23 protein-coding genes and 1 tRNA gene are annotated in these 21,511 nt (G+C 67.3%); 11 read left to right on the top strand and 13 right to left on the bottom strand.

What is annotated here, in order from left to right:
* Nucleotides 1-60 precede the first annotated feature (60 nt).
* From AC1DR1_RS07910 to AC1DR1_RS07895, 4 genes are all read right to left on the bottom strand, one after another.
* Nucleotides 61-921, bottom strand: coding sequence for a class II fructose-bisphosphate aldolase (locus tag AC1DR1_RS07910; RefSeq protein ID WP_229995897.1), 861 nt, complete (start codon nt 919-921; stop codon nt 61-63).
* The gene (locus AC1DR1_RS07905) at nt 921-2,387 is read right to left on the bottom strand and encodes a GntP family transporter (protein WP_229995898.1); all 1,467 of its coding nucleotides are present in this window, start codon (nt 2,385-2,387) and stop codon (nt 921-923) included. The genes AC1DR1_RS07910 and AC1DR1_RS07905 overlap by 1 nt, the downstream gene beginning before the upstream one ends.
* 119 nt (nt 2,388-2,506) lie before the next feature.
* Nucleotides 2,507-3,406: an NAD(P)-dependent oxidoreductase gene (locus AC1DR1_RS07900; protein ID WP_364746914.1), complete on the bottom strand. Its 900-nt coding sequence runs from the start codon at nt 3,404-3,406 to the stop codon at nt 2,507-2,509.
* 56 nt (nt 3,407-3,462) lie between these two features.
* On the bottom strand, nt 3,463-4,950 hold the full coding sequence (locus tag AC1DR1_RS07895; RefSeq protein WP_364746912.1) for a four-carbon acid sugar kinase family protein: 1,488 nt from the start codon (nt 4,948-4,950) through the stop codon (nt 3,463-3,465).
* A 192-nt stretch (nt 4,951-5,142) separates the two neighbouring features.
* Between AC1DR1_RS07895 and AC1DR1_RS07890 the strand changes: the two genes are divergently transcribed.
* On the top strand, nt 5,143-5,853 hold the full coding sequence (locus AC1DR1_RS07890) for a FadR/GntR family transcriptional regulator (RefSeq protein WP_476992421.1): 711 nt from the start codon (nt 5,143-5,145) through the stop codon (nt 5,851-5,853).
* 30 nt (nt 5,854-5,883) lie between these two features.
* Here AC1DR1_RS07890 and AC1DR1_RS07885 read toward each other — a convergent pair whose 3' ends face one another.
* Entirely contained in the window at nt 5,884-6,141 is a 258-nt protein-coding gene (locus AC1DR1_RS07885; protein WP_229995104.1) for a metal-sensitive transcriptional regulator, read from the bottom strand.
* A 163-nt stretch (nt 6,142-6,304) separates the two neighbouring features.
* On the opposite strand from AC1DR1_RS07885, the gene AC1DR1_RS07880 reads away from it, so the two are divergent.
* From AC1DR1_RS07880 to AC1DR1_RS07860, 5 genes are all read left to right on the top strand, one after another.
* On the top strand, nt 6,305-7,240 hold the full coding sequence (locus AC1DR1_RS07880; protein ID WP_229995105.1) for an SGNH/GDSL hydrolase family protein: 936 nt from the start codon (nt 6,305-6,307) through the stop codon (nt 7,238-7,240).
* A 52-nt stretch (nt 7,241-7,292) separates the two neighbouring features.
* Nucleotides 7,293-7,502 carry a dodecin gene (locus AC1DR1_RS07875; protein ID WP_011690139.1) on the top strand — a complete coding sequence of 70 codons (210 nt, stop codon included), beginning with the start codon at nt 7,293-7,295 and terminating at the stop codon, nt 7,500-7,502.
* A gap of 99 nt (nt 7,503-7,601) precedes the next feature.
* Complete coding sequence (locus AC1DR1_RS07870) at nt 7,602-8,573, top strand: aldo/keto reductase (RefSeq protein WP_229995106.1); 972 nt, start codon at nt 7,602-7,604, stop codon at nt 8,571-8,573.
* 245 nt (nt 8,574-8,818) lie between these two features.
* Nucleotides 8,819-9,082: a GlsB/YeaQ/YmgE family stress response membrane protein gene (locus AC1DR1_RS07865; RefSeq protein ID WP_018774889.1), complete on the top strand. Its 264-nt coding sequence runs from the start codon at nt 8,819-8,821 to the stop codon at nt 9,080-9,082.
* A gap of 158 nt (nt 9,083-9,240) precedes the next feature.
* Nucleotides 9,241-9,672, top strand: coding sequence for a YtxH domain-containing protein (locus AC1DR1_RS07860; RefSeq protein WP_229995107.1), 432 nt, complete (start codon nt 9,241-9,243; stop codon nt 9,670-9,672).
* Nucleotides 9,673-9,711: 39 nt separating this feature from the next.
* Here AC1DR1_RS07860 and AC1DR1_RS07855 read toward each other — a convergent pair whose 3' ends face one another.
* A complete protein-coding gene (locus AC1DR1_RS07855) occupies nt 9,712-10,545 on the bottom strand; it encodes a putative protein N(5)-glutamine methyltransferase (protein WP_476992420.1) in 834 nt (277 codons plus the stop codon).
* A 261-nt stretch (nt 10,546-10,806) separates the two neighbouring features.
* On the opposite strand from AC1DR1_RS07855, the gene AC1DR1_RS07850 reads away from it, so the two are divergent.
* Nucleotides 10,807-11,901 (top strand): lactonase family protein, encoded by a 1,095-nt coding sequence (locus AC1DR1_RS07850; RefSeq protein WP_229995109.1) that lies wholly within the window; start codon nt 10,807-10,809, stop codon nt 11,899-11,901.
* Here the strand turns inward: AC1DR1_RS07850 and AC1DR1_RS07845 are convergent.
* The 3 genes from AC1DR1_RS07845 to AC1DR1_RS07835 form a co-directional block, all read right to left on the bottom strand.
* Complete coding sequence (locus AC1DR1_RS07845) at nt 11,887-12,180, bottom strand: hypothetical protein (protein ID WP_229995110.1); 294 nt, start codon at nt 12,178-12,180, stop codon at nt 11,887-11,889. The two genes, AC1DR1_RS07850 and AC1DR1_RS07845, sit on opposite strands and share 15 nt — an antisense overlap.
* A 64-nt stretch (nt 12,181-12,244) precedes the next feature.
* The gene (locus AC1DR1_RS07840) at nt 12,245-12,739 is read right to left on the bottom strand and encodes a MarR family winged helix-turn-helix transcriptional regulator (RefSeq protein ID WP_229995111.1); all 495 of its coding nucleotides are present in this window, start codon (nt 12,737-12,739) and stop codon (nt 12,245-12,247) included.
* A gap of 121 nt (nt 12,740-12,860) precedes the next feature.
* A tRNA-Lys gene (locus AC1DR1_RS07835) sits at nt 12,861-12,933 on the bottom strand.
* A 204-nt stretch (nt 12,934-13,137) separates the two neighbouring features.
* On the opposite strand from AC1DR1_RS07835, the gene AC1DR1_RS07830 reads away from it, so the two are divergent.
* The 3 genes from AC1DR1_RS07830 to AC1DR1_RS07820 all read left to right on the top strand — a co-directional run bounded on the left by AC1DR1_RS07830 (nt 13,138) and on the right by AC1DR1_RS07820 (nt 15,836).
* Complete coding sequence (locus tag AC1DR1_RS07830) at nt 13,138-13,791, top strand: hypothetical protein (RefSeq protein ID WP_229995112.1); 654 nt, start codon at nt 13,138-13,140, stop codon at nt 13,789-13,791.
* A gap of 409 nt (nt 13,792-14,200) precedes the next feature.
* Nucleotides 14,201-14,818, top strand: coding sequence for a DUF47 domain-containing protein (locus tag AC1DR1_RS07825; RefSeq protein ID WP_229995113.1), 618 nt, complete (start codon nt 14,201-14,203; stop codon nt 14,816-14,818).
* A 7-nt stretch (nt 14,819-14,825) separates the two neighbouring features.
* Entirely contained in the window at nt 14,826-15,836 is a 1,011-nt protein-coding gene (locus tag AC1DR1_RS07820; RefSeq protein WP_476992477.1) for an inorganic phosphate transporter, read from the top strand.
* A gap of 12 nt (nt 15,837-15,848) precedes the next feature.
* Here the strand turns inward: AC1DR1_RS07820 and pstB are convergent, their stop codons facing one another.
* The 4 genes from pstB to pstS all read right to left on the bottom strand — a co-directional run bounded on the left by pstB (nt 15,849) and on the right by pstS (nt 20,037).
* A complete protein-coding gene (pstB, locus tag AC1DR1_RS07815; protein WP_229995114.1) occupies nt 15,849-16,628 on the bottom strand; it encodes a phosphate ABC transporter ATP-binding protein PstB in 780 nt (259 codons plus the stop codon).
* A 48-nt stretch (nt 16,629-16,676) separates the two neighbouring features.
* Nucleotides 16,677-17,786 (bottom strand): phosphate ABC transporter permease PstA, encoded by a 1,110-nt coding sequence (pstA, locus tag AC1DR1_RS07810; RefSeq protein ID WP_229995115.1) that lies wholly within the window; start codon nt 17,784-17,786, stop codon nt 16,677-16,679.
* The gene (gene pstC / locus AC1DR1_RS07805; RefSeq protein ID WP_229995116.1) at nt 17,787-18,719 is read right to left on the bottom strand and encodes a phosphate ABC transporter permease subunit PstC; all 933 of its coding nucleotides are present in this window, start codon (nt 18,717-18,719) and stop codon (nt 17,787-17,789) included.
* Between the two features lie 196 nt (nt 18,720-18,915).
* Nucleotides 18,916-20,037, bottom strand: a complete 1,122-nt coding sequence (gene pstS / locus AC1DR1_RS07800) for a phosphate ABC transporter substrate-binding protein PstS (protein WP_229995117.1) — start codon at nt 20,035-20,037, stop codon at nt 18,916-18,918.
* A gap of 309 nt (nt 20,038-20,346) precedes the next feature.
* Here pstS and AC1DR1_RS07795 point away from each other — a divergent pair, with 309 nt between their 5' ends.
* Entirely contained in the window at nt 20,347-21,474 is a 1,128-nt protein-coding gene (locus AC1DR1_RS07795; protein WP_229995118.1) for an FUSC family protein, read from the top strand.
* The last annotated feature ends 37 nt before the right edge of the window (nt 21,475-21,511 follow it).

The following is a 21,511-nucleotide window of genomic DNA, read 5'->3' as shown; positions in this document are numbered from 1 at the left end:
GGCCAGGATCATGGTTCGATCCCAGCCTCCCGTTCCGCCGGTTGCGGGTTGAACAGGCCGTCAGCGGGAGAGTGTGGCCAGGGCAGTTGCGGCGAACGTCCGCGCTGATGCATCCCAGTGGCCCAGCAGCGCCTGGAGGTTCTCGCCGTCGGCCCGGTGGGCGGCGGTCTGTTCCTCAAGGACCGCCAGGACGCCGGTGCGCAGCTCGGTGTTGAAGTTGACCTTGCCCACGTTCATGGCGGCGGCCTTGACCAGTTCCTCGGCCGGGATGCCCGAGGCGCCGTGCAGGACCAGCGGAATCCGGGTCCGCACGGCGATGTCCTGCAGCACGTCCCAGCGCAGCCGGGGCTCCCCCGTGTACTTGCCATGGACGTTGCCCACGGCTACGGCGAGCAGCTGCGCCCCGGTGCGGGCCACGAAGTCCTCCACCTGGGCGGAGTCGGTGAGGCCGGCGGGTTCCTCCGCCACGTCGGTCCCGAAGGCCCGGTCCTCGTCACCGGCGAGTCCGCCAAGTTCGGCTTCAATTACGACGTCGGCGCTGCCCTGCGCCGCCAAGGCCGCCCGGACGCCCTGGACCAGGGCGATGTTGTCCTCATAGGGCAGCGAGGACCCGTCGACCAGCACCGAGTCGGCCCCGGCGCTGACGGCGTCGGCGATCACCTGCGGGTCGGTGGCGTGATCGAGCTGCACGGCAATCGGAACGCCGGCGGCGTCGGCGAGTCCGCGGAGAGCGGCGATCAGCCGCAGCCCGTTGGGCGTGGCCGCGGTCTTCGGCGCGACCAGCAGGATGGCGCCCCGGCCGGATTCCTCGGCCGCCGCCACCACGGCGAGCGCGGTGGTGAAGTCGTAGCAGGTGAAGGCAGGGACAGCGGAGCCCTGCTGGAGGGCTGAGGCCACAAGGTGATCGAGTTGGGTACGCATCAGGCGCTCAAGCCCCCCACCAGGATCCAGGCCACGAACGTCAGCGCGAAGCCGGCGAGCCCGAGAATAGTCGTCAGCACCGTCCAGGTCCTGAGGCCGTCGGAGACGGTCAGGCCGTAGTAGCGCACGACGGTCCAGAATCCGGCGTCGGTCACGTGGGACAGGCCGAGGGCACCGAAGCCGATGGCGATCACAATCACGGCGATCTGGGCCGGCGAGTAGCCGCCGCCGGCAACGGCGGAGGTCAGCAGGCCGGTGGTCGTGACGATCGCGACAGTGGCTGAGCCCTGGGCGGCGCGGAGGGCAAGGGAAATGATGAAACCAAGAACGATGACCGGCAGGCCCAGGTGGTCCAGCGTCTGGGACAGGGCTGCACCGATACCGGAGGTCCGCAGGACCTCGCCGAACACACCGCCGGCCGCGACGACCATGAGGATGGACGCGATGGGAGGCAGCGCGCCTTCGAAAATTTCGCCGGTTTCCTTCAGTGACCAGTTGCGACGGACGGCCAGCAGGAAGAAGGAGAGTGCCACGGCCACCAGCAGGGCGAAGAACGGGTTGCCGATGAAGGCGGCCAGGCCGTACCAGCCGTTGTCCTTGGGAATGGTGAGGGTGCCCAGGGTGCCGATCAGGATCTGCACGATCGGGGCAGCGATGAGGAAGATGATCAGGGCCGGACGCGGCGGGGCAACGGCGTGGGCACCTGGACCTTCGTGGCCCACGCGCACCAGGGAGTCTGAACCGTACTCGTCCACCTGGGCTTTGACGGCGGGCAGCAGCTCGTAATCCCTGCTGTTCATGATGCTGGCAACCCAGTAGGACAGGAAGCCGAGCGGGATGCAGATGAGCAGCGAGATGAGGGTGATCAGTCCGATGTCGGCGCCGAACACCCCGGCACCGGCCACGATGCCCGGGTGCGGAGGCACAGCCACGTGAATGGACAGCATGATGCCGGCCATGGGGAGGCCGAACTTGACCGGGTGCACGTTGGCGATCTTCGCGAAGGCGTAGACGATCGGTACGAGCACGATGATGCCCACCTCGAAGAACACCGGGATTGCCACAAGGAAGCCAACCCCGGTGAGGGCCACGGCCACTCGCCGGGCGCCGAGCTTGGCGGTGAAGTGCGCCGCGAGGGACTGCACGCCGCCGGAGACCTCGATCATCCGCCCCAGGATCGCGCCGAGCGCGATCAGGAGGGCGACCTTGCCCATGGTGCCTCCCACTCCAGCGGCAACCACGGTGAACACGTCTTTGAGCGGGATCTGTGCGGCCACGGCCACCAGGATGCTGACGGTCAGCAGGGCCACGAAGGCCTGGATCTTGAACCGGATGATCATCATCAGCAGCAGGGCGACGCCGGCAGCCGCGATTGTCAGCAGCAGCGGAGTTCCCAGCTCCACGGCCGGCTTGATGACGGGCGCGTCGGCCGCGCGCACCATCAGGGAATTGAGCAGGGGGGTCATGAAGAGGCGTCTCCTTCGACAGGAAAGTCGCCCGACGARTCAGTCGTCGGGACCAGGGGCGGGGAGGGGCCCGACGACGGCGGAGGGGGGACCGCCGTCGTCGGGGGTGGGATGGCTGGTTAGGCGGTGCGCTTGGTGGGCGCGAGGACCTTGATCACGGCGGAGTCATCCGCGGCGGCCAGGCCCTGGGCCTGGCCCAGGAGGTAGAGCTGCTCCGCGGCGGCGGCCACCGGGGCGGCGAGGCCGGCCGCGCGGGTGGCCTTGCCGACGATCCCCATGTCCTTGACGAAGATGTCCAGGCGGCTGAGGACCTCGGCGCCGTTTTCCGTGTAGGCCTCCAGGATGCGCGGGCCGCGGTTGGAGAGCATGAAGGAGCCCGCCGCGCCGGCTTCGAGGGCGGCGAGGGTCTTGGCCTGGTCCAGGCCGAGGGCGTCGGCCAGGGCCATTGCCTCGGCGGCGGCGGCGATGTGGATGCCGCAGAGCAGCTGGTTGACGGTCTTGAGGGCCTGGCCGTCGCCGGGCTTGTCGCCGACCACGGTCAGGGTGGAGGCCAGCAGCTCGAGGGCCGGGCGGGCCTTTTCCTGGGCCTTGGGCGATGCGCCCACCACGATCAGCAGGTCGCCTTCGCCGGCACGCTTGGGGCCGCCGGAAAGCGGGGCATCAACCAGCTCGACGCCGTATTCGGCCAGGCGGTCCACCGTGGCGGGGATGGCGTCGGTGCCCACGGTGCTGCCCAGGATCACGACGGAGCCCGGTTTGAGCACGGAGGCCACGCCGTTCTCGCCGAAGAGGACATCGTTGAGCTGCTCGCCGTTGCGCACTGCCAGCAGCAGCGCATCGGCGCCTTCCGAGGCTTCCCGGGCGGAGGCGAACGTGCGGATGCCGGCCTCTTCAGCCAGCTTCAGGCGCGGCTCGGCGATGTCGAAGCCGTGGACGGTGAGCTGGCTTGCCAGGCGCGTGGCCATCGGCAGGCCCATGGCGCCAAGGCCCAGGACGGTGACGGTGTAGTTGCTGGTCATGGTGTTCTCCATCGAATGACGTGTTGTGGCGTGCGGTGTTGAGCAGAAGATGTTGGTCAGAAGGTGTTGCTGAGCTTGCGCGTGACATCGGCGAGGGACTGGTCATCGCCCACGTTGCCGGCGAAAACGATGTAAGGGATGCCCTTGGCCGGGCCGTCCACCGGCTCCCACAGGCTGACAATGCCCGGCAGCATGGGCCCGCGGACAATGGCGTGCCGGATCTCCAGGCCGTGTGCGGCCACGTCCGAGGACGTGATGCCGCCCTTGGCGATCACGAAGCGGGGCGGGAAGGTCTTGAGCGTGCGGTTCACCACGGCGACGACCGCGGCGGAGACGGTGCGGGCGATCCGCAGGCTTTCGGCGGCGTCGGCGGTCTTGATCAGGAGCCGGCTGGTGTGGACGATCACGTCGCCGCCGCGGAGGGCCGTGACAACCGTGTCGACGGTTTCGTCCAGGTACTCCCGCGCGCTCTCGCCGAGCAGTTTTTCGACGTCGATCTCCACGATCCGGGCCGCGCTGTGCTGCTCGGTGAGGGCGTTGAGCTGGCGGGTGGTGACGCCGACGTGCGAGCCGACGACGATCAGGCCGCCGGCAACCGAGGGGGTGTTGCCCGCATAGGCTTCTTCGCCGCTGAGTTCGGTGCGGATTTCCTGTCCGATCCGTGCCCGGACGAACGGCGGGCCCACACGGTAGAGGAGCTTCTTGCCGCGGCGTTCTGCTTCTTCCAGGCCCAGGGACAGGGCGCGCAGATCATTTTCGGTGACGATGTCTGCCACGATCGGGGTGGAGTCCGTGGCGGCGTCGATGGCGTCGGCGATGGCCTTGGCGGAGATGTTCGGATCGGTGGAGGCCCGGATGATGTCCAGATCCAGCACGATCACCGAATCCGCGGGGAACCGGCCGTTCGATTTCTCCTCAACGTACTTGGCCATCTCCGAATTCGCGAAGCCGAAGCTGGCGTCCCGGGCGAATTCGGTCTCGGCCACGGGGGTGAGCTGTCCGGCGTCCTCGCCGGTGCCGCGGGTGAAGTGCACGCCGCCGATCGTCACGCGGCCGGCGTCGGGGAACGCGGGAACGATCACGACGCCGTCCGTCGTCTCGCCGTTGACGGCGGTGACAGTGGCGGCGATGACGTCGGGTTCGAGCGGGTAGTGGCCGCGGAGCGTGGAATCGCTGCGGCTGACAAAGCTGAGCCGCAGCGCGGGGTCCGCGGATGCGGCGGCCGCGAGGGCATTCCGGACGATTTCCTCATTGCGGGCGGCCGCCTCGGCAGGGTCAAGGCTGCGCGTGTTGGTCAGCACGTAGACCGCGCGCTGGCGCTGGCCGTTGACTTCGTAGCCGAACGCCCAGGCGAAGTCCGCCACGTCCCAGCGGGTGAGGACCGGCAGGTTCGACACGGACTGGGTGCCGGTGGGGTCGTCGTCGAGCACTACCAGGACGCGGGGAGATGCCTCGGACGAGGCAGCCACGCTGTCTGCCACTAGCCGGGCGGGGATCTGTACTTCCGCGGGGAAGGCGGCCAGCACGTCTGCTTCGAGGGGCACTATGCACTCCATTGTGTGGGGATCAATCGGTGGAAACCTGCGGCTCTACGGGAGCCACAGAATTGAGTAAATGTAAGATGTCAGACATTTTATTTCTGGGTGTTAGTGTGGCATATGGCACAACGACGCGCAAGTAGACTTGGCCATCAGGAGCACGCCATCAGGCAAAGCCGGGTCGCTGGACGGGGAGAATTGGCTAGGAAATCGCTGGTCGGCGTTGTGGCCGACGAACTGCTGGACCGGATCATTGCCGGCGAGTTTCCGCCCGGCGCGAGCGTCCCCGGCGAACTTGAGCTCAGCTCCCGCCACGAAGTCAGCCGAATGRCCGTGCGCGAAGCCATGAAGACCCTTGAAGCCCAGCGGATTCTCAGCGTGGAGCGGGGCCGCGGCACGTTCGTGAACCCGGTCAACCGCTGGGGCTCCCTGGACGCTGTGCTGCGGGCGGCCTCGGAGGGCGAGAACGACGCCTCAGCCGCCATTCAGCTCATTGAGCTGCGCCGGATGCTGGAGACGGGCGCCTGCGAACTGGCCGCCGGGCGGATGGCGGATACGGACATCGAGGCCCTGCGCGCGCAGGTCGAAAAGATGCGGCTCGCGCATGAGAACAACGATCTTCCGGCGTTCGTCGAGGCGGACCTCGCCTTCCACGACCTCATCCTGCAGGCCTCGGAAAACGTGTTCGTCGCCGTGTTGTTCGAACCCTTGCACCGCGTGCTGGAAAAGCGGCGGACGGAAACGTCCAAGGTGCCCCAGATCCAGGAGCATGCCATCGGGCACCACCAGAACATCGCGGATGCGCTGGCCTCACGCGACCCGCACCGCGCCCGTGACGCCATGGACGCCCATATGCAGCAGACCCTCGACGACCTGAAGACGTTCGTGCTGGCCGAGGGGACCGCCTGACGCGAAACCGCGCTTCGCCGGATGCCCGGCTCAGGCGAGCGAGAGGAAGAGCTTCTCGAGCTCGGCCCGGTCCAGAGTGGGGTCGTCCTGCTGCATGCAGCGCTGCAGACCCGTGGCGATGATGGAGAATCCCGCCTTGTCCAGGGCGCTCGAGACGGCGGCCAGCTGCGTCACGACGCTCTTGCAGTCACGGCCCTCCTCGATCATCCTGGTGACTGCCGCGAGCTGTCCCTGGGCGCGGCGAAGCCGGTTGATGACAGGCTTCATGTCGGTGGGATCGAGTTCCATTGGTTCCTCCGGTTCGATGCGTCGGGCTTCACATCATACCCCCCTGAGTATTTTGGCCGCCTGGCGGCCGAGGGGCGCGGTGCGGGCGCGGACGCCTCCAGGATGCCTCGCTAGGGGCATAAGTACCTAGCGCGGCATGGAATATCGGCGTAATGCTGGTGATGTGAACGCCGCCAGGTTCCTTGAACCGGACGCCGGCCATACCGGCGTCAATATCCCCGCCGCGGGGCCGTGGCATTCAGGGGATCAGAGCTCCGCACAAGGGCATTCCGGCATCCGGCGTTCGCGGCCCTGGAGCCGGTACGTCGCCTTGGGGGATTCGTTTACGGCTGGCGTCGGCGACCCGGAACCGCTGAGCCCCGGCGGCATGCGGGGGTGGGCCGACCGCATTGCCGAGGAACTCGGTGAGGGCCGCGGCGAGTTCGGGTACGCAAACCTTGCCATTAGCGGACTGGTCCTGCGCGAAATTCTCGACCAGCAGCTCGGACCGGCCCTGAGCCTTAAGCCGGACCTTGTCACCCTCTCAGCCGGCGGGAACGATCTCGTGTTCCATCGCGGCGATCCGGACCGGATGGCCGCCGCGCTCGACGACGCCGTGGCGGCACTCTCGGCCACCGGGGCCACGGTGGTCCTGTTCACCGGCCCGGACTGGGGCGAGACGGCCGTGTTCGGACACATCCGGGGGAAGGTCGCGGTATTCAATGAACATATCCGCGTCATCGCCGCCCGGCACGATGTCGTTATCGCTGATCTGTGGGCATTGCGGCAACTGAGCGATCCGCGGATGTGGGACCCGGACCGCCTGCACTTTTCGCCGCTGGGGCACCACACCATTGCGGCCATGGTCCTGGACACGCTCAGCGTGCCACACCGCCTGCGGCCGCTGGAGCCCAAGCCCATGCCGCCGGGCAACTGGCGGGAAGCCCGGGCCGGTGACCTGGCCTGGGTGGCGCACTACATGCTGCCCTGGGTGGTGAGCCGGATCAGGCCGCGGGCGGACGCCCTGCCGCGGCAGGCCAAACGCCCGCTGCCGGGTCCGCCTCCCGGGGTTCCCGACTCCGGGCACAAACCCCTAGTCCGGCCGGGTTCAGTCGGCTAGTCTGCAGGAACGGCCCACAGCCGGGAATCGATGGCGATCACGAGGAGCGAAGTTGTCTAATCACACTTACAGCATTTCTGAAATTGTCGGAACCTCGAACGAGGGCGTCGATGCGGCCGTCCGGAACGGCATCGCCGAGGCCGCCAAGACCCTCCGAAACCTTGACTGGTTCGAAGTCAAGGAGATCCGCGGCCACCTTGAAAACGGGCAGGTCGCCGACTGGCAGGTCACCATCAAGCTCGGGTTCCGCCTGGAGCGCTGAGCCCAGCCTCCGGAGCGGCGGCGGCACGCGCTGGCACGCCTTCGGAGAAACCCCGCAACACGTCAGGGCAGAGGAGGTCAGGACGGAGAGGAACGCTTCATGCGCTACACGCATCTTGGCCGCTCCGGCCTGACGGTCTCGCGCCTGTGCCTGGGGACCATGAACTTTGGCCCGCAGACCGAGGAGACCCAGGCCTTCGCCATCCTGGACACCGCCCAGGCCGCCGGCATCAATTTCGTCGATACCGCCAACGTGTACGGCGGCTCGAGCCACCGCGGGTGGACGGAGGAAATACTCGGCCGCTGGTTCGCCCAAGGTGGCGAGCGCCGTGAACGCACGGTGCTCGCCACCAAACTGTTCGGCACCATGACGGACCGGCCCAACGAGTCCAAGCTCTCGGCCCTGCACATCCGGCGGGCGCTCGATGCCAGCCTGAAACGGCTGCAGACGGACTACATCGATCTCTACCAGTTCCATCATGTGGACCGGAACACGCCCTGGGAGGAGATCTGGCAGGCTATCGAGGTCGCCGTCCAGCAGGGCAAGATCCTGTACTCCGGCAGCAGCAACTTCGCCGGATGGCACATCGCCCGCGCCCAGGAAACCGCCGCCCGCCGGAATTACTACGGGCTGGTCAGCGAACAGTCGATCTACAACCTGCTGACCCGGGGCGTGGAACTGGAAGTCATCCCTGCCGCCCAGCAGTACGGACTGGGGATCCTGCCATGGTCGCCGCTGCACGGTGGCCTGCTGGGCGGAGTGCTGAAGAATGAGGCCGACGGCGTCCGCCGCATCGCGGGCCGCGCCCTCGATGCGCTCAAGTCGCACCAGAAACAGATCCGGCGATACGAGGACTTCGCCGCCGAACTGGGTCAGGACCCGGCGGACGTGGCCCTGGCGTGGCTGCTCCACCAGCCGGCAGTCACCGCTCCGATCATCGGCCCGCGTACCCTCGATCAACTCGAAGGCTCCATCAGGGCGCACAAGCTGAAGCTCGACGCCGACGCACTCAAGCGCCTTGACGAGATTTTCCCTGGCCACCGCACGGCCCCCGAAGACTACGCATGGTAGGCGTCGGGCATCCCAGCGAACAACTGGACTACCGAACAACTGAACGACGCCCGAACAACGCCCGCACACGGCATGAACTTCCGTGAATCGTCCGGCCACAGTTGGCTGTTTTGGCACCCCGCCGCTCAAACCCACGACAGGCCGGGTGGCTCTTTGATACTAAGCATGATTAGTATTGAGGCAGAAGGATGAAGCGCACCCGGCGATCCGGGTGCCTCCTCTATGAAAGAAGAAGGAACGAAAAAATGGGTTTTCTCGCATTTCTGATTCTGGGCCTCATCGCCGGAGCAATCGCTAAGGCCATCCTCCCGGGCCGTCAGGGCGGTGGCATTATCATCACCCTGATCCTCGGCGTCGTCGGCGCCCTCCTGGGCGGATTCATCGGCAGCGCACTGTTCGGCGTGGGCATCAATGAGTTCTTCTCGCTGTCGACCTGGCTGCTGGCCATCGGCGGTGCGATCATCGTCCTGCTCGTTTACGGCATGATCAGCAAGCGCTCAGCCCGCTAACACGGAGACTGACCGGAAACCGGTCCCGGGATATTCCCGGGGCCGGTTTTTTGCACTACTTTGACAGGGAAGGTGGCCTGCGGACCGCTTGAGTCGGCCCCGCCACCCCTGTTCAGAAACGTCTACTTTTCACCTACGTCAGGGAGCAGGAGTACAGCATGAAAGGCAAACTTCTTTTCGGCATCGGAGTGGCAGCAGGATATGTCCTGGGATCCAGGTCCGGCCGCGCCGCCTATGACCAGCTCAAAGCCCGGAGTGCAGAACTGTGGCGCAGCAAGCCCGTCCAGGACAAGGTGGCCGCGGCCACCGAAACGCTCAAGGATAAAGCCCCCGAGGTCTCCGAGCAGCTCGGCGAGGCCGCCCGCCGCGCGGGTACTGTCATCAGCTCCGCCGTTCACCGCGATGCCGGACACGGGAGCACCTCCGCGCCCACGCAGGGCACAGCCACGCCCGGAACGCCCGTGACTGTGGCCCCTGATGTCCATTCCGACCCGGCGCTCACCGATCAGCACGGCCAGGACTGGTCGGACGAGGGCGGCGCCACCCCGGCGGGTCCGGCCACCAGTGTGGGCGGGGACAAGCTGCCCTAGGCGTTCCCGGCAGGGACCGCCTGAGCCTCCCTCGGGCAGCTACCGCCCGCCGGAACGCACCAGCGCGCCGGCCACCACCGTCGCCCCCAGCTCCTCCGAGCGCAGAACGCGGGCCGCCAGCCCGTGCCCGCGAAATATTCCGGCCGTCTGTGCGGCCTGCCGGCGGCTGGTCTCTATCAGCACATGGCCGCCGGGCACCAGCCACTCCCGCGCGCCGGCGGCGACCCGCCGCTGTACCTCCAGCCCGTCGGCGCCGCCGTCGAGGCAGGCCCGCGGCTCATGCACGCGCGCCTCCTGTGGCATGGTTTCAATGTCCGCCGAGGGAACATAGGGGGCATTGACGGCCAACAACCGGACGCGCCCCCGAAGTCCAGCGGGGAGCGGAGCATAGAGATCGCCTTCGTGGACCTCCCCGCCCAGTGGCAGGACGTTGGTGCGTGCACATGCCACGGCCGTGGGGTCGATATCCGCGCAGTGGAGTTCGGCGGGGCCGGCCAGCGCGGCAAGCGCCGCGCCGACAGCACCGGATCCGCAGCAGAGATCGACGACGACGGGCGCCGCGCGGCCAGGACCGGGCACTATGCGCCAGGTGTCCAGCAGCGCGGCGGCCTGCCGGACGAGGAATTCCGTCCGGCGCCGCGGCACGAAGACTCCGGTATCGACCGCGATGCGGAATCCGCAGAACTCCGCCCAGCCGAGAATGTGTTCCAGGGGCAGGCCGGCAACCCTCCGGCTGGCCATCGCCTCGAGTGCCTCCGGCGTCGGGGCTGCGTCGATCAGCAGGCGGGCTTCGTCTTCGGCAAACACGCAGCCGGATGCACGGAGCCTGGCCGTGAGGGTCTCGTGCGGGGAAAGATGGCGGATTGCTGGCATGGGAGCGCCTTTCGGTCGGGTGTCAGACGCCCTCACCGTGAGCTGGCCGCAGCCGGCGCTGGGAGGGCACCCTTTCTGGACTTGCGTGAACGGGACCCACCTCCTTTTGCTGCAGTTGCTCGGACTCCCCCATGCTACCGAAGGCGCAGGTTCCCAGGTGATTGGGCCCGCGGTGATTGCTGCTGCGGTTCGTGACGTTTGTTTGGGACGGTTGTTTGCTGGGGTGCCGCACCTTGGCCGGGCGGCTGGCAGGATGTCAGCATGGACTCCATCCCTGCACACGGCCTCATCTGGACCGGCTCCTACACGGCAGACTCTGGCGGCAGCGGCGCGGGGATCGGCGCGGTTGCCACGGCGGCCGACGGCACCCTGCACTGGCTCGGTGTCGCAGCGGCGGCCGACTCTCCGTCCTTCCTGGCGGTACACCCCTCACTTGAAGTGGTCTACGCCGTGGCCGAGCAGGCCAGGACTGTCCGGGCCTACCGCCGGGACGGCGCGTTTGGCCTGGAGCCCGCGGGCCCCGCATGGCCGGCCGGTGAGGCGGCCTGCCATGTCGCCGTCGAGCCCTCCGGCAGGTTCCTCGTGGTGTGCTGCTGGGGCGACGGCCAGGTGTTGTTCTATGGGCTCGACGCCGACGGCGGGATCACGGCCCGGACCGCCGCGACGGAATCACGCGACCCCTACGGTGACGCTCCCGACGGCAGTGCCCCCGAACAACAAAAGCGGCCAAGCCGCGCCCACGCCGCGCTCATGCTGGCCGACGGCCGGGTGATGACCACCGATCTAGGCCACGACCTCCTGCGGATCTGGAAGGTCCGCCCCGGGCCGGGGCTGGCTTTGGGACCGGTCCTGGACCATGAGGTGGTCCTGCCGCGGGGCAGCGGCCCCAGGCACCTGGTCCAGCACCCGGGCGGCAACGTCTTTGTGGTGACCGAGTATTCAATTGACGTTGCCGTGGCCGGGCTGTCGCCGGAGTCCGGGGCCTTCCGGCTCGGTTTCGTCGGGTCCGCCACCGCCGGCGGGGCGCTGCCGGGAGATTCGGCGGCCGAGATCGCGCTGGCGGCCGACGGCAGGCACGCCTACGTGGGCGTCCGTGGCTCGAACCGGGTCAGTGTGCTGGAGGTGGGGGCCGGAGGCGCGGCGCTGCGTCCGGTGGCCGATGTCCCCAGCGGCGGCAACTGGCCCCGGCACCACCTGGTCCGCAATGGCCTGCTGCACGTCGCCCACGAACGCTCCGGCGACGTCGTGACGTTTCCCCTGGACGCGGAATCAGGGCTGCCGGAAAGTCCCGCGGACCGGCTCCCTGTGGCCTCCCCTACCGCGCTGGTGCCGGCCCGGCCCTCAACGCGAGATTGAGGGACTGACGCCCGCGTGATCCTGTTCGAGACCGTTCGGCTGGAAATCACCGTTCAGCTGGAAATCACCGTTCGGCTGGAAATCACCGTCCAGCTGGAAACCGCAGGGGCAGCGCCACACAGCCGGGAGGGCCAAGGAAGGGTCGGCTGGCCCGAACGAGTAGGAGGACATGGCGCCCGGCTCCGGCGAGCGCCACTGCATGGGTGCGCCGCAGTGCAGCGGGGCCCAGGGCGAGGGAACCGTTGCCGGGTTCCCGGCAAGGGTTGCGGATTCAGCCACGTCGCCTACTCTCGTCTGATGTCGAAAATCAAGTAGTAAGCATACATATGAATAGTTAAACGAGCTAGTTGCGCCGCTCGTCGCCAATGGCCGCGCCCATCCGGCGCAGAAACGTAATGACCACCCAGGCGTCCTCGGCGCTCATGGACTCGGCCACCTCCATTATCCGCCGGTGCATGTGGCCGAGCATGGCGCGGACTTCGGAATCCGTCTCCACCGTAGGCACGATCACGAGCGAGCGCCGGTCGGTCGGGTGCGGCTCGCGCCGGACATGCCCGCTGGCCACCAGCCGGTCGATCAGCGACGTCGTGGAAGCGGTGGTGATGCCCAGGACGCGGCTGAGGTCCTTCGGCCCCACCCGTTCGCCGGTCGCCTTGGCCCGCAGCAGGTAGCGCAGGGCCAGCAGGTCCGTCTCGCCCATCCCCATCGAATCGCGGGTGGACCGCCTGGTCGCCACCTCCGAGATCCGATAGTCGCGGAGAGCCTGCAGGATGGCCGCAGGGGGGTCCAGGCTGCCATCGGGGCCATACCAATATCCGGAGGCGCCGTGGGAGTCCATCCGCCAAGCCTAGCGGAACTGGTAAGTAGCCTGCCGTGCAATCCAGGCCGACGGCGGGCACAAAAAACCCCGGCCTCCTGTTGCCAGGAAACCGGGGATTTTTCCACTCTTCGCTAAAGAGTGGGCCCTGTGGGGATCGAACCCACGACCCACGGATTAAAAGTCCGATGCTCTACCAACTGAGCTAAAGGCCCCAGCCGATAGCTCCGAACCAGCGGATAAATCCGCTGCTGCGGCGCGTTTCAGCCCAGTCCATTTCTGGACGTTAACACTGTACCCCAGACCTGGGCCGGCTTTTTTCACATTGCCCGGACCGGCGTCGTCGTCGGTCCGGGCGTCACCGGCAGCAGCGCCGGCCCATCCTCGATTCCCTTGCGGCACTGGAGTAGCGTGGGGGCATGAGCGAGCAAGCAGGATCAAGCGCCCCCGCCCCGCGGCACCACAAGCCGAAACCCTTCGCGCCGATCGACTTTGAGCCCTTCGCCGGCGGGGCCGATCCCGCCCGAGTCTCGGAGGCGGCCCATCTGGCCGCGCAGGCGCTGGTGCGCCGCGGCCGCGACAGTGACGATCCCAAAGTCACCAAGCGGCTCGTGAAGCTTGCCGATGAGCAGGGCCTGGAAGCGATCGCCGAAATGTGGGCCGAAAGCCCCGCCCGGTCCCTCCCCGGCGCGCTCTGGCGCCTGTACGCCCTGCGGGCCGCCACCATCCAGGATCCCGAGCGGATCTCCGTCTACTTCAAGGCGGGCAAGGACACGGCCCAGGTTTCGCATGTGGTGGCCGGCGCCGCCGAACCGCCCGGCGCGGATGAGATGAAGTCCATGGCGGACGCCATTCTCTCCGGGGCGTTCGACGGCGAATTCGACGTCGCACTGGAACGTTCTGCCGCATTCTGCCGCGTGGTGGCCCTGGGCCAGGCGACGCTTGCCGACAACGCCGAGCACAGCAACGAGAACCACGCCAGCAAGCTCACCCGCAACTCGCATCTTCTGGTCAAGACGGCCGAAGACCTCGAGCACGCCGCCAATGCGTGGCGGCTCGGCGAACTGGACTGAAGGGCCAGCCGGCCGGGCGGCGGGCACCCGGCCGCCGGGCCCGCACCACCGGCGGCCACGCACGGCAGGGGCAGGCTGTCAATGTTGACTTGCAAGAACCTACGTAGAAAACTGAAAGCGGTGCCGAACCGCGAAACCCCCGGGCTTCAACATTTAGCCGCCTAGAGCGGCCTACCGCCGAGAGGCGTATCCGGTTCGGCACCATTTTCATGTCCTTTTTAGCTGCCCTATTAGCGGCCGTTTGAGCTGCCCTTTTAGATGCGTTCCTGCCTGCGCCGTCATATGCCGCGTCCCGCCGGTCCGGGCCCAACACGGACGGTAAGGTAATGCGTATGCGCTGGTCTCCGTCAAGTCACACGGCCGGCCGACTCCACCCGCGAGCCCCTCTTCGGAAGACCGGTGACACCACGTGAAGCTGCGCCTGTTCCCGCAAGAGTCCGCCGGACTGAACCTGCTCTCCCAGATGGCGCGCCAGATCGTGCTGGCGGCTGGCACACTCTCGGAGATCCTCGGCGCCCCGGCCAGTGAGCATGCCCGGCTCGTGGAAGACATGCACAACCATGAGGCCAAATCGGCGGAACTGCACTTTGCCCTCCTGACCCACATGCGGACCAGCTTCGTAAACCCGCTGCCCCGCGAGGACATGTACACGCTGTCCCGCTTCCTCAACGAGGCCATGGAGAAGCTCGACGCCGCCGCCGAGCTCGTGTCCCTCTACAAGCTCGAACGGCTGCCCAAACGCGCCGCGGACCAGCTGGAAATCATCAGCCGCCAGGCCGAACTCACGGTCGAGGCCATGCGGCAGCTGAACAATCTGGACGACCTTGAGGACTACTGGATCGAGATCCTGCGCCTGGCCAAACGTGCCGAACGCACTCACCGGGTCTGGGTCGCGGACATGCTCCACGAGATGAAGGCGATGCAGTACGCGCGCAACCGCGATGTCGCGAACCAGCTCGTGGAAGTCACGAAGGACATGCGCCGGATCGCCACGCAGGTGGGCAGCATCATCGTCAAGGAATCCTGACGTGGTGATGTTCTTCCTTGCCCTGGTGCTGCTCAGCGCCGGGGTCTTCGCATTTCTCAACGGCTTCAGGGATGCGTCCTCGTCGGTGGCCCTGGCCGTGCGGACGCGGGCGCTGACTCCAACAGTGGCGGTGCTGCTGGCAAGCCTGTTCAACTTCATCGGCGCCAGTCTCAGCGCCGCCCTGACGCTGGCCGTGAGCCAGGCGTGGCTGTCACTGCCGCCGGGCACGAACGGCCTGACGATCCTCCTGGCCGGGCTGCTCAGCGCTATCTTTTGGGGCCTGTACTTGTGGTGGCGCGGCATCCCGGCGTCCTCCACGCACGCCCTGGTCGGCGGGCTCGCCGGGGCGGGGGTCGCGAGCGTCGCCGTCGGCGGTAACCCCGTGACGGGCGTTGACGCCTCGCTCCTGTCCCAGGTGGTGATCCCGCTGCTGGTCTCACCGGTGATCGCATATGTCGGGTCGTTCCTGCTGGTCTGGCCTGCCGGCTGGGCCGGCCGTTACACGCCGCCCAACGTCGTCAACACCCGCTCCCGGCGGGCCCAGGCCATCGCTGCCGGCGCCGTCGCCTTCGGCCACGGGCTGCAGGACGGCCAGCGCACCAGCGCGGTGGTGATCCTGGCGCTGCTCGCGGCCGGGCTCTCCGACGGCGGATCCGTGCCCGTCTGGGTGGCCCTGCTGACGGCCGTCATGATGGCTGCCGGGACCCTGGCAGGGGGCTGGCGGATTTCGTACACCATCGGCTACCGGCTGACCCGGATCGACCCCCTGCGCGGCTTTGTCGCGCAAATGTTCAGCACGGTAATGCTGCTCGTGGGCGCGATCGGGCTGCACTGGCCCGTCTCCACCTCGCACACGGTGACGGCGGCAACCCTCGGCGCCGGCGCCAACCAGAATTTCCCGGACACCAACCGCCGGCTGGTGATCCGCATCCTGGCGTTCTGGGTCCTGACCCCGATTGCCACCGCCGGCGCCGCGTTCGTCCTTCAGCTGGCGCTCTCGCCGGTGGCCCGCCTGTAAGGGCCTCGCCGGTTATCCGAAGCGGCCGGAGACGTAGTCCTCGGTGGCCTTCTCGGTCGGGTTGCTGAAGATCGTCGGGGTGTCGCCGAACTCGATCAGCTTGCCCGGCTTGCCGGTACCGGCAATGTTGAAGAAGGCCGTCTTGTCCGACACGCGGGCAGCCTGCTGCATGTTGTGGGTCACGATCACCACCGTGTACTGGTCCTTGAGCTCGTTGATGAGGTCCTCAATGGCCAGCGTCGAGATCGGGTCCAAGGCGGAGCAGGGCTCGTCCATGAGGATCACCTGGGGCTCCACGGCTATAGCGCGGGCAATGCACAGGCGCTGCTGCTGGCCACCGGAGAGTCCGGAGCCGGGCTTGCCCAGACGGTCCTTGACCTCGTTCCACAGGTTCGCCCCTTGCAGGGAGCGCTCCACCAGGACATCGGCCTCGCCCTTGGAGATCTTCGTGTTGTTCAGCTTCACGCCGGCCAGCACGTTGTCCCGGATGGACATGGTGGGGAACGGGTTGGGTCGCTGGAACACCATGCCGATCTGGGAACGGACCGTGACCGGGTCAACGCCGGGCCCGTACAGGTTGTCACCGTCCAGCAGCACCTCGCCCTCAACCCTCGCACCGGGGATGACCTCGTGCATGCGGTTCAGGGTGCGCAGGAAGGTGGACTTGCCGCAGCCCGAGGGGCCGATGAAGGCAGTGACGGATTTGGCCTCGATGTTGATGTTGACGTCTTCGACGGCCAGGAATTTGCTGTAGTAGACGTTCAGGTCCTTGACGTCGATGCGCTTAGACATGGTGTTCCTTCACTTGCTGGAGGTATGGGCGGCGGGCGCGGCGGTGGCCTAGCGGCCTGTCTTGGGGGCGAACATGCGGGCGATCAGGCGGGCGCCAAGATTGAGCAGCATCACCAGGATGATGAGCACCAGGGCCGCGCCCCAGGCCCGCTGGGAGGACGGATCCGGGTTGGACGGCGAGGTGGGGTTCAGGATTTGGGTGTAGATGAACGTCGGCAGGGAGGCCATCCAGCCGCTGAACACGTTGGTGTTGATGGTGGTAGCGAATCCGGCGGTGACCAGAATCGGTGCGGTTTCGCCGATCACGCGGGCGATCGCCAGGGTGATGCCGGACGCGATGCCGGAGATCGCCGTCGGGAGGACCACTTTGAGGATGGTCCGCCACTTGCGGACGCCGAGGGCGTAGGCGGCCTCGCGGAGTTCGTTCGGCACGATCTTGAGCATTTCCTCGCTGGAGCGGACCACCACCGGGATCATCAGCACCGAAAGTGCGACGGCGGCAACGGCGCCTGTCTTGGTGCCCGGGCCGACCACGGCGAAGAAGGCGGCCGCGGCGAACAGGCCGGCGACGATCGAGGGGATGCCGGTCATGACGTCCACGAAGAAGGTGATGGCCCGGGCCAGCGCGCGGTCCTCGCCGTATTCCACGAGGTAAATCGCGGTCAGCAGGCCCACGGGGACCGAGATGATGGTGGCGAGCACCGTAATCAGCAGTGTGCCCATGAGCGCGTGGTAGATGCCGCCCAGCAAGGGGGCGCCTTCCTCGACCGTCTTGTTGTCGAAGGCGCCGGTGACCCCGTTCATGGAGGTGGTGAGGAATCCGGGGTCCAGGAGCCCGGGGAGCCCGTTGACCAGCACGGTCCAGATCACCGAGAACAGGGGCAGCAGGGCAGCCAGGAAGGCGCCCACAACCAGGCAGGTGGCCAGCTTGTCCTTGGCTTTGCGGGCGCCTTCCACAACCAGGCTCCAGCCCACCAGGCCGGCGGCGAAGAGGATGGCGGAGACGATTGCCCAGCCGAAGGCATTGAAGCCGATCAGCGCCAGGATCGCCGCGCCGAGGACCAGGGCAACGGCCAGGACAATGTACGGCGCAGCCTTGGGCAGCTGGCCCTTGGTCAGTGCCGAGCGCTTGCGTACCGGAGTCAGGGTGGAGGTCATTTAGTTGGCTCCCGAGAATTCTTTGTGCCGGGTGATAATCCCGCGGGCAATCATGTTCACGCCGAGGGTAATGACGAACAGCACCAGGCCGGCGGCGATCAGCGTGCTGACCTTGAGCCCGCTGGCCTCGGGGAAGTTCAGGGCAATCTCGGCGGCGATGGTCTGGTTGCCGCTCTGGATCAGGCTGGCGGTCAGGGCTCCGGAGGACAGGACCAGCGCCACGGCCATGGTCTCGCCGAGGGCCCGGCCTAGTCCCAGCATCACGGCGCTGATGATTCCGGGCCGGCCGAACGGCAGCACGGTCATCCGGATCATCTCCCAGCGGGTGGCCCCGAGCGCAAGCGCGGCCTCTTCGTGCAACTTGGGGGTCTGCAGGAAAATTTCGCGGCTCAGGGACGTGATGATCGGCAGGACCATGACGGCGAGCACGATCCCGGCCGTGAGGATGGTCTTTCCGGTGGCAGAAGCGGGACCCTGGAAGATCGGCAGCCAGCCCATGTTGTTGGCCAGCCAGTTGTAGGCCGGGGAGATTTCATGGGCCAGGAACGCAACGCCCCAGGCACCGTAAACCACGGAAGGAATTGCTGCGAGCAGGTCAATCACGTAGCCCAGGCCGGAGGCGAGCTTGCGAGGTGCGAAGTGCGAGATGAACAGCGCGACGCCGATCGCGATCGGCGTCGCGATCACGAGGGCGATCACCGATGCGATGAGGGTGCCGATGACGAGCGGCCAGATGTAGGTGAAGAATCCTTCGCCGCCCTGGATCTTGTCCGGCGAAGCCACGAGGGCCGGGAACGCCTGGATAACCAGGAACAGTGCCACGCCGAAGAGCACGACGAGGATCAGACACCCTGCCGCCAAGGTGGCTGCGGAAAAGACTTTGTCACCGACGTGGCCTGCGCCCCGGGACTTGGTCAGGGAGGTGGTGGTCACTTCACGGCCCTTCGGTTTGGATCGGGATCCGGCTGCCGGCTGCGGAAAGCCCCGCGGCCGGCGCCCGGCAAATCTTGATGTATGGAACAAACGCGTCGGTTCCCTGCTCCATGGCGGCCGCCGGTGACGGCCGCCATGATGCAGGGAACCTTGATTAGGCTCGTGTTTCCACTATGCCTCGCGGTGCAGCGTAACCCTAGGCCTTGGCCTTGACGGTTTCGACGGCAGCGATTGCCTTGTCCTGGAGGGTCTTGGACAGCGGCGCCGACTTGGCGGCGTCGGCGGCGGACTGCTGGCCCGCGTCGGAAGCGGCGTACTTGACGAACGCCTTGACCAGGTCAGCGGTGGCCTGGGTGTCGTAGGTGGTGCAGACGATGTGGTACGACACCAGAACGATCGGGTAGGCGCCTGCGACCGTGGTGGTGCGGTCCAGCTTGATGGCGAGGTCGTTGGCGCTGCGGCCTTCAACCGGCTTGCCCTCGTCGACTGCCTTGGAAGCGGCATCGGCGGAGATCTTCGTGAAGGAGTCGCCGACCTTGATCTGCGCGGTACCGAGCTTGCCGCTCACAGCGGAGTCGTCGGCGTAGGTCACGGCGCCGGGGGTGTCGGTGACAGTCTTGACGACGCCGGAGGTGCCCTTGGCGTTCTCGCCCTTCAGGCTCGCGGGCCAGATGCCGGCGGCCTTGTCGGTCCAAACCTCAGGGGCGACGGCGGCGAGGTAGTCCGTGAAGTTGGTGGTGGTGCCGGAGTCATCGGAGCGGTTCACCGGGGTGACCTTGAGGTCCGGAAGCGTGACGCCCGGGTTCAGTGCCGCGATGGCGGGGTCGTTCCAGTTGGCGACCTCGCCGCGGAAAATCTTGGCAACGGTGGGAGCGTCAAGCTTCAGGTCCATGATGCCAGGCAGGTTGAAGGCCACGGCGATCGGGGAAATGTAGACCGGGATGTCGATGGCCCCGTCGGGACCGCACTTTTCCTTGGAGCTGGCGAGCTCTTCATCCTTGAGGTAGGCATCCGAGCCGGCGAACTGGGCCGAGCCGTCAAGGATCGCCTTGCGTCCGGCGCCGGAACCGTCCGGGGAGTACTGCACATTGGCGCCCGGGTTGGCTGAAGCAAAGTTGGTCTTCCAGACATCCATGGCTGCGCCCTGGGCGGAAGAACCGATACCGGTCAGGGTGCCGGTGACCGCGGGACCCGAGGCGGACGGCGCCGTGGTCTGGGCCGTGTTGGTTGCGTTGTCCGAACCGCAGGCGGTCAGCGCGAGTGCGCCGACGGCGATTACAGCGATAGCCGCGTTGCGGCCGAAGCGGAGTGCCTTCACTGAGTTGTACCCCTTCCAGGGCTGTGAGTGCCGGGCCAGGAGAAGGCCCGCAGGGATGCGTACGGTTTGTACCTTTACCGACCGTAGGTGGCCCAGGTAAAGAGAATTGCGGACCAAAGTGAACAGCCGGTTAACGACGCAGGGCTATTGGCTTACATATGCCGGGCAGGCATTGTGTTCTGTGCGTCACAGTCGTATCGGCTTCAGTGTGATGGCGGGTGCTGTCCCGGCTGATTGGCCCGGGCTCCGTCCTGCCGCGAACGGCCTGCCGCGAACGGCCGCCCCCGGGCAGCAAATAGACTGGAGGGCATGGCCTCCGCGACTGGACTCACCGCAAGCGCACGATTCCTGCGCGGCCGGGTCCGGACCGGCTTTGTCCGGAGCCGGAACTCCCTGGTCCCGGCCATCCAGATGACCGCTTGCGCCGTCGGCGCCTACGCGTTCGCCGAATACGTCCTGGGCCATTCCGCGCCGTTGTTTGCGGCGACGTCAGCCCTGATTGCCCTCGGGTTTTCCCGCGACCCCCGGCTGCGCCGCGTCATCGAGGTGGGCATGGGCTGCACAATCGGAATCGTGGTCGGGGACCTGCTGCTGCACTGGCTGGGCTCCGGAATCTGGCAGGCCGCCGTCGTGCTCCTTTTCTCCATCCTGCTGGCCAGGTTCCTGGACAGCGGGACGATCTTCACCACCCAGCTGGGCCTGCAGTCCGTGCTCGTGGTGCTCCTGCCCGCGCCCCTCGGGGGGCCTTTCACCCGCAGCATCGACGCCGTGGTGGGCGGGGTATTCGCGCTCCTGGTGACCATCCTCGTTCCCAAGGACCCCCGGCGCGAACCCCGCAGTGACGTCAAGAAGCTCCTGCACGAGCTCGCCGAGGTGCTGCGGGAATGCGCGTCGGCGCTGAGCTACAGCGACTCCACCCAGGCCTGGCATGCCCTCATCCGGGGCCGGAACTGCCAGCCCCTCGTCGACGCCATGCGCCAGTCGCTGCGCGCCTCCGGCGAAGTGGCAACCCTGGCCCCCGCCTACCGGCGGCACCGGGAAGAGCTGGACCATATGGAGCAGTCACTGGACTACATCGACCTCGCGCTGCGCAACAGCCGGGTCTTTGCGCGCCGCCTGACCAGCGCCATCAACCATGCGGCGCTCTCGGACGAGGCCACCCAGAACATTTCCGAGGTCCTGCAGGAGACGGCCGCCGCCGTTGACGAGCTCTCGCGCGGCCTGGCGGAAGTCCACGACGGCGCCCGCCGCGCCCACCTGCGCACGGCCCGGTCCGAGCTGCGGGAGATCGCCGTCCGCCTGCATCCGCGGATGCTGGACGTCCAGCTGCTTGAGGGCGAAACGGTGGTCATGCTGTTCCGCCCGCTCATGGTGGACCTACTGGAGGCCGCCGGGCTGGATTCCAAGGAAGCCCGGGACATTCTTCCCCCGCTGTAGCCCGCCCTGGCACTGCTGACCCCACCGCCGGCGCCCT

The sequence above is a fragment of the Arthrobacter sp. P4_F10 genome (assembly GCF_056401435.1).
This window is presented reverse-complemented; position numbering and strand designations above follow the sequence as displayed.